The 5,434-nt window shown below is 42.9% G+C and carries 7 protein-coding genes; 1 reads left to right on the top strand and 6 read right to left on the bottom strand.

Annotated elements, in window-relative coordinates; translation table 11 throughout:
* Positions 1–172 precede the first annotated feature (172 nt).
* The 6 genes from AC1DWN_RS27025 to AC1DWN_RS27050 all read right to left on the bottom strand — a co-directional run bounded on the left by AC1DWN_RS27025 (position 173) and on the right by AC1DWN_RS27050 (position 5,025).
* Entirely contained in the window at positions 173–460 is a 288-nt protein-coding gene (locus AC1DWN_RS27025) for a BMC domain-containing protein (RefSeq protein ID WP_477561983.1), read from the bottom strand.
* 61 nt (positions 461–521) lie between these two features.
* Complete coding sequence (locus AC1DWN_RS27030; protein ID WP_477561984.1) at positions 522–1,997, bottom strand: acetaldehyde dehydrogenase (acetylating); 1,476 nt, start codon at positions 1,995–1,997, stop codon at positions 522–524.
* 20 nt (positions 1,998–2,017) lie between these two features.
* Entirely contained in the window at positions 2,018–2,464 is a 447-nt protein-coding gene (locus AC1DWN_RS27035; RefSeq protein WP_477561985.1) for a BMC domain-containing protein, read from the bottom strand.
* 15 nt (positions 2,465–2,479) lie between these two features.
* Complete coding sequence (eutL, locus tag AC1DWN_RS27040; protein ID WP_477561986.1) at positions 2,480–3,130, bottom strand: ethanolamine utilization microcompartment protein EutL; 651 nt, start codon at positions 3,128–3,130, stop codon at positions 2,480–2,482.
* Positions 3,131–3,241: 111 nt separating this feature from the next.
* Entirely contained in the window at positions 3,242–4,243 is a 1,002-nt protein-coding gene (locus AC1DWN_RS27045; RefSeq protein ID WP_477561987.1) for a histidinol-phosphatase HisJ family protein, read from the bottom strand.
* Between the two features lie 2 nt (positions 4,244–4,245).
* Positions 4,246–5,025 (bottom strand): DeoR/GlpR family DNA-binding transcription regulator, encoded by a 780-nt coding sequence (locus tag AC1DWN_RS27050; RefSeq protein WP_477561988.1) that lies wholly within the window; start codon positions 5,023–5,025, stop codon positions 4,246–4,248.
* Between the two features lie 198 nt (positions 5,026–5,223).
* On the opposite strand from AC1DWN_RS27050, the gene AC1DWN_RS27055 reads away from it, so the two are divergent.
* On the top strand, positions 5,224–5,434 hold a 211-nt coding region (locus tag AC1DWN_RS27055; protein ID WP_477561989.1), incomplete at its 3' end, for a hypothetical protein.

The following is a 5,434-nucleotide window of genomic DNA, read 5'->3' on the forward strand; positions in this document are numbered from 1 at the left end:
GCTGCTGAGCAATCGATGGAACACTGCAATGATCAATTGCAATTCCTCGACTATGTAGAAAATCTCTCGCTGCTGGCGTTAGTTTGCAGTTATCCGGTAAAGGAAACGGATTAGGTATTCCGCTTACGAGCAGCACTCGCAATTGTGCTTCAGTAATGAAGGCCATATTGCATTACCCCTGAGCTTGCGGCAGGATACCTTCAATATCCGAATGTGGTCTTGGGATAACGTGTACAGATAACAATTCTCCAACTTTCTCGGCAGCCGCAGCACCTGCATCCGTAGCAGCTTTTACAGCGCCAACGTCTCCACGTACCATAACCGTTACGATTCCTCCGCCTACATGCTCCTTACCGATAAGTTTAACGTTTGCTGCTTTAACCATTGCGTCAGCCGCTTCAATCGCTCCTACCAAACCTTTTGTTTCAATCATTCCTAAAGCTGTTTGTTCTCCTGCCATTTAAAATTCCTCCTATTAGTTAAGTGATGGATTGCTCAATTCGTTCAAACTTTTATTTACGTTATGATACTTGCATTTMCTCTAGCACTTTCCGAATAATCTGCATGACTTCTTCACGACTAATGTCTGAGGTCACTTGATTCTCAACACGCTGAGTAATTTGCTCTGTTCGCTCCGCTAGTTCCATCTCACGAAGGCCGAATGCAACTCTCTTAATATTCATAAGATGCATAGGGCCTACATTATCTGAAGTGATGTTATGCCCATACGAACCGCAACCTAACGTCAGAGAAGGAAAAATACCTGTAACTGCGCCGATTGCCCCAAACGTCGTACCAGCATTTACGATGATTCGTGAAGCTGGTTTCTCTAAACCAAATGCTTCAACTACGTCGAGCTCTTTGCAATGGATCCCAATGGAATGACCAAGACCTCCGTTCTCCAGCAGCTTTGTACAAATATGGCAACCATCTCTCCAGTTGTCGCATGTATACAAGGCTAGAATCGGACAAAGCTTCTCCACGGAAAACGGAATCGATTTACCGATTTCGGTTTCTTCAGCGATTAACACTTGAATATTCGAAGGAATGGAGAAACCCGCCATCTCAGCGATAAATGATACGGATCTGCCGACAATGTTTGGATTTAATCTGCCACCCACCATAATGACGGATGCGATCTTGTCCTTTTCCTCGGGACTCAGCAGATAACCTCCATTAAAATGGAGCTGCTCGATGACCTGAGGTTTAATCGACAAATCAGTTACAATAGCTTGTTCAGAGGCACAAATAGTGCCGTTATCAAATGTCTTACTTTGAATGATGCGACGTACAGCATCTTTAATGTCTGCGCTTTTATGGATATAAACTGGAACATTCCCAGGTCCTACGCCATATGCAGGTTTGCCGGAGCTATATGCAGATCTAACCATCGGAGTACCGCCGGTCGCCAAGATCAAATCTGATAGCTTCGACTTCATTAACTCCTGTGTAGCCTCCATCGTCGGCTCCGACATGCATAGGACGGCATCCTTCGGTCCGCCAGCTCTTTCAATAGCCTCCCGCATGATGCGAGCAGACTCTACCGTACATCCTAGCGCAGAAGGATGTGGACTAAATACGATCGCGTTCCTGGTTTTTATCGAAATAAGTGATTTATATAGTGTAGTTGAAGTTGGATTGGTGGAAGGAACAATTCCACATATGACACCAAAAGGCTGAGCAATTTCCCAAATCTTATTCGTCTCATCTTTATGAATAATACCGACTGTCTTCATATCCTTAATTGCTGTATAGATGTTACGTACCGCGAATAAATTTTTCGTCTTTTTGTCTGCCGGTTTGCCAAAGCCYGTTTCGTCCACCGCCATCCGGCCAAGGCGTTCCGCATCACGTTCGCCAGCCTCCGCCATAGCTTTGACAATCTCATCAATCCGACTCTGAGAAAAAGTTTCGAGTACTTTCTGCGCTGCTTTCGCCTTACGCAGCAGCTCTCTCGCTTCCTGGATCGATCTCAGATCCTTATCCTCTATTGACAACCTCCTCACACCTCCCTGATCTAAGTTTCAATAAGCAAGGCCACAAGTGCTGCCTTGTTTGCTTTACTGATATCCAAGCCTGAGTAATACTGTCCGAGCAGGCTTCGAGCGCGTTTCCGCAATTCAGTTATAGTTAGTTTGAGTAGGTGAGTCTCATCAATCACTTCATCGTCTTTAATAGGTAAGCCCTTTTTTTGCTTGATCCATTGGGAGAAATCGAAAGCGGGTCTTGGAATAACKCTATAATGGAGTAGTTTACCCATCGATTTCGCAACTTCCTTACCAGCATTTACAGCTTCCTTCACCGACGAAATATCACCATAGATGTACACGGTCATTATTCCTGCATCTGCCTTTTCATAAGAATAAATGGTTACGTCTGCCGTCTTTGCCGCACAATCTGCAGCTGCGATTAAAGCAGTGAAACCCAACGTTTCGATCATTCCGAGTGCTTGTCCATTTAACATGCGGGTATCCTCCTGCTAGATGACTATCGGCTTATGAGCTACGCTCTTCACGCCTTCCGCAAACGCTTCTGCCGCCGCCATACAATTCGATTGCGTGCCTGTCAGCAAAGCCCCGGCAAAGTTAGTTTCAGTCGGAGGACCGAAGAAACGACACACCGTAACATGAGCTTCCTTCAACGCATGGTCTAAACCAACTATGGCCTCCGCAGGCGGTGCAATTAGATAGGCCAACGGCTCTCCCTCGCTTATACCGGCTAGTTCAGATAGATAAGTCCCTGTTCTGGAAATAACATGTGCGTAATACACATGGCTATTATCCGAATTCAACGAATAAAAGCACGCCGAATGCTTCATCACATCGACTACAGCTTCCAATCCGCTTGCAACCTCTTCAGGATTCGGCCCACCTAGTATCCCGATAAATTCGCCAGAGAGTGGGCCGGAGGCATGTGCTGAGCCTGCATAGAAAGATTTTGCATACACCACTTCCACTCCAGCCCTTTTTGTTGCCTCATCCAGAGCGGTATAACCAACATCGTCAATGGTTGAAGTAAAGATTCCTAAACTGCGGATATGCGGCTTAACGTTCAATTGGGCTGCTAATAGAACGTTTACATTTGGAATAATACGAACAACAAGTGGGGTAGCCCGTACTTCCCGATCCATTTTGACACCAACCTCACTTTTTATTAATTGCTCTACATTACTATGCGCTGGATACCTTCTATGAGACTTAGGCTATCCAATAAACGTAATTTTTTTTGATTATTCTGACTCCTATTCATCTTCCAAAGGTACACTTATCCTATTACCTTTTTCAAAATAAACGATTTCCTTATATCCCGTCTGTATCGCAAGATCCATAGCCTCATCTAATAAAGTGCCTATATCATCTGGAAAATGAGAATCCGAGCTTAGCGTAATGGGCACACCATGCTCATATAATTTACTCAAGAAGGTCGGGCTAGGACACATTTCCTTAACTGGATAGCGATAAGCTAGTCCCGTATTAATTTCCGATGCTACATTTGCCTTTTTCAGAGTAGCGGCTACATCGTCATACATCTCGATCATCTCATGCTCATCTGGTCTATAGTTAAATACCTTTAAGTTATCAAGATGGGCAATAATATCGAAAATACCTGAATTAGCAGCATTTTTCACATGCTCAAATGAATACTTGTACAGGTCTAGCAAATCCTTGCTCTCGTAAATTTCTTTTGTCTCGGGGTTATCAAAACCCCATCCATCTAGAAAGTGTACGCTTCCAATAACGTAATCCAGCTCGTACTTGCCAAGCAATTCCTTAAGCTCGGCTTCTCCCCCTGGAAAATAATCGGCTTCCACACCGATGGATAGCGGATAGCCTTTTTGCTGCATCTTACGTGCGGCATTCAGAAAATCATGGATGGAACAAGTGCGAACCCTATCGTACCAGTAACGCTGTAAACGACCGAGCTCGCTGTCATCCATTAGTATATATTTCTCATAGTAGTCACGGAACTCATCAAACCTATAGAGATGATCTACCATTCCAAATCTTTGAATGCCTTTCTTCTGACCTTCTATGAAATAAGCCTCTAACCATCTATCTGAAAAACAACCTTCTTCTAATCTTACTTTCAACTGATCAAAAGTTTCTTCCATCCAAGCCAATGTATTCCGTTCACTGACTGGCATTGTTACCTGTGGGACGACTTTTAATGCTTTTGCTGTTCTCTGCAGCCAATTAAAGGAGTAAGGCCCTTCCTCCAAGTGGAAATGAAAATCTACTTTCACTTTTATTCCTCCTTATCTGCAATGTGAATCGTAATATCTCTGTCCCTCATATATTGCTTCCATTCGTCTGAGCATTGACTATCTGAAATGACGGTGTAGACATCCTCCAGCGAACAAATATTTGCGAATGTGGCCTTGCCAAGCTTAGATGAATCAGCTAGAAATATGGTTTCATCAGCACGTTCCATCATCTTCCGTGAAATGGTAGCTTCAGAAATTTCATAGTCTGTAATGCCATCCAATAACGAGACTCCACCCGCAGAAATGAATGTCTTGTTCACTCTTAATTGATTTAAAATCAAATCAGAGAGTGGTCCTGAAGTCGTTTGTTGATTCTTGTTCACTTCGCCGCCTATAAAAATAATTCGACCTGGGAAAACCTCCATTGCCAGAAGCATTGCCGGTGAAGAATGAGTAACAATCGTTACGTCCGAATGGTTTTTTAAATTCCTAATTATCTCCAGCGTCGTTGTCCCATTTCCTAGTAAAACGGTATCCCCATTATTAATTAAGGATGCCGCAAATTTACCTATCACCGTCTTTTCAGGCGCATGGAGCAATGTTTTTTGATTAAATGGAAGCTCCAAGGAGTCGGCTCGAACCTTGACGGCTCCACCGTAAACCTTCCTGAGTTTCCCTGCACTATCCAGACGCTCTAGATCTCTTCTAATCGTTTCAGTCGATACATTGAACTCATCAGCAAGGATAGGAACCTCAACCTTACCCTCTTTTATCAAATGTTCTAGTATCTTTTTCTTTCTCTTCTCAAATGATAAAGACACATATGTCACCCTATCTAAGTATTATCCGCCGTTCCCCGCTTGCTGCCATCCAATACCACATAGCCAAATTTAGAAAAGAACTAAATTCCCGAATAATTGGAATTTTGTTGATTTATTTGTATTATAAGCGGTTTCAAAAACATTGGTCAACATAAAAACACATTATTAGTGAGTTTATTTTGTTTTTATGTGGTTCTAATGATTCGAACCAAAAATCTGAATGTTTTTCGTTTTTTAACTCATGTTTGGGATGGAATAAAAAAAACAGATGCCGAGGCATCTGTCCGTYTTATTAATTTTAATATCATTCTTGATTTGCTGACCTTATGGGTTGCGATTCTATCCATTCTATCAAGAATTGTTCAGTACGACTCTTTATTGAATCACGCACTTCACGAGACTTCTCAAT

The sequence above is a fragment of the Paenibacillus sp. P4_A7 genome, from assembly GCF_056402455.1.

Bases quoted from the DNA above. Each gene is read 5' to 3' on its own strand.
- AC1DWN_RS27025 (WP_477561983.1), bottom strand. From the start codon at position 460: ATGGCAGGAGAACAAACAGCTTTAGGAATGATTGAAACAAAAGGTTTG.
- eutL (WP_477561986.1), bottom strand. From the start codon at position 3,130: ATGGATCGGGAAGTACGGGCTACCCCACTTGTTGTTCGTATTATTCCA.